This is a genomic window from uncultured Clostridium sp., assembly GCF_937920395.1.
Classification (GTDB): domain Bacteria; phylum Bacillota; class Clostridia; order Clostridiales; family Clostridiaceae; genus Clostridium_AD.
In genome coordinates this window covers 1-1,854 of the sequence record NZ_CALEVF010000125.1, presented here as the reverse complement: position 1 = coordinate 1,854, position 1,854 = coordinate 1, and the positions used below count along the sequence as shown (strand labels likewise).

The 1,854-nt window shown below is 35.5% G+C and carries 1 protein-coding gene; it reads left to right on the top strand.

Features of this window, described 5'->3' with window-relative positions:
- The first annotated feature begins 503 nt into the window (after window positions 1-503).
- Complete coding sequence (gene ltrA / locus Q0649_RS09795; protein ID WP_298840898.1) at window positions 504-1,832, top strand: group II intron reverse transcriptase/maturase; 1,329 nt, start codon at window positions 504-506, stop codon at window positions 1,830-1,832.
- Window positions 1,833-1,854 lie beyond the last annotated feature (22 nt).

Genomic DNA, 1,854 nt, shown 5'->3' with positions numbered 1-1,854 from the left:
GACCCCCGGGTACGCCACGAAGTGCGTACCTGTAGTGCAGGTGGGAATCCTGCATGGTAATGTTTAGCAAACAGCCATAAAGTTAGCCTTGGGCTATTTAGGTGACGAAGATAGTTAAGTGTAGGCAAACCAGATATTAGGCCATAAGCCATAAGGTTGAAGTGATTGAGCTCCGAAATAGAAGTTGGAAACGACGATGCCTTCCGGGGTGTAGAAGTCAATATTTTATTATTCGCTATGCGAGAATAATAAGAGGTTCCCGGAGTCCTAAGAGCACGGCATGATATACAATAATACAGTACGTAAACGTGGGAGAACTCAATTGCTCTGCTTCGGCAGTAGGAGGTAACAAGTCTTAATAAACTAGGAACTCTGAAGGCGTTGAGTAGTCGGATTACATCATAGTACCGATGAAACAGAGTAATGTCTGTGGAAGGAAGGGTGTAACATATTATAGACCTTGAAGAGGGAAACATTTACCTCACACAGAGGAGGACAAAAGAATGTTAACAAAACTAGATAGGATAGCAGAAATAGCTAAGGAAAAGCCAAAAGAACAGTTTACATCGTTGATTCATCTTATAGATAAGGAAATGCTAATGCAATGCCATAAACAACTTAATGGTAGAAAAGCAACAGGAACAGATAATGTTACTAAGCAAGAGTACGAAGTGAATTTGGAAGAAAATATAGATAACTTAATTATAAGTATGAAAAATCATACTTATAAACCTCAGCCGGTTAAGAGAGTTTATATTCCTAAGTCAAATTCAGAAAATAAAAGACCATTGGGAATCCCAGCTTATGAAGATAAAATAGTACAATTAGCGATAAATAAGATATTAACTGCTATATACGAGCAAGACTTTCTGGATTGCTCCTTTGGGTTTCGACCAAATAGAAGTTGTCATGATGCTATCAAGATATTAGACGTATATCTTACTAAGAAAAATACAAATTACGTTGTCGATGCAGATGTTAAAGGTTTTTTTGATCATGTCAGCCATGAGTGGATGATGAAATTTCTTGAGGTAAGAATAAAAGATCCTAGCCTGCTAAGACTAATCGGGAGATTTTTGAAAGCAGGGATAATGGAGCAAGGGAAGTTTTATAAAGTTTATGAGGGAACCCCGCAGGGTGGAATTATTAGTCCAAGCCTTGCGAACGTTTATTTGCATTATGTTCTTGATTTGTGGTTCGAAAAGGTGGTAAAGAAATATTGTGGTGGCAAGGCGTATCTGGTAAGATACGCTGATGACTTTATAGCATGCTTTGAAACAGAAAAGGATGCTAAAGCTTATTATTTAGCGTTAGGAAAGAGATTAAATAAATTTAATCTTGAAATTGCTGAGGATAAAACCAAAATAATGAGTTATGGAGCAAAAGTGTACTATGAATATAAGAATAAAGGTGGACCAAAGCCACCTACTTTTGATTTCTTAGGATTCACGCATTACTGTAGTTGTAATAAAGATGGGAGATATAGAACTAAAAGAAGAACAAGCAATAAAAAGTTTAGAGCAAGCCTTATGAGATGTAAACAATGGATAACTAAAAGTAGAACGTTACCTCTTTTTGAAATCATAAAGAAATTAAAGCAAAAATTAACAGGCTATTACAGGTACTACGGTATAAGTGATAATACGAAGAATATACGTAACTACGAAAAGAGAGTATTGCTACTAATATATAAATGGCTAAATAGAAGAAGTCAAAGAAGAAGTTACAAATGGGCAGGATTTAGGAAAATGTTGAGTTACTTTAATCTTCCTAAACCCAAACTATACGTAAGTATTTTTGAACTTAAATCTACAATAAGTTATATTCTGTAAATGATAATATGAGGAGCCGGAT

Bases quoted from the DNA above. Each gene is read 5' to 3' on its own strand.
- ltrA (WP_298840898.1), top strand. From the start codon at position 504: ATGTTAACAAAACTAGATAGGATAGCAGAAATAGCTAAGGAAAAGCCA.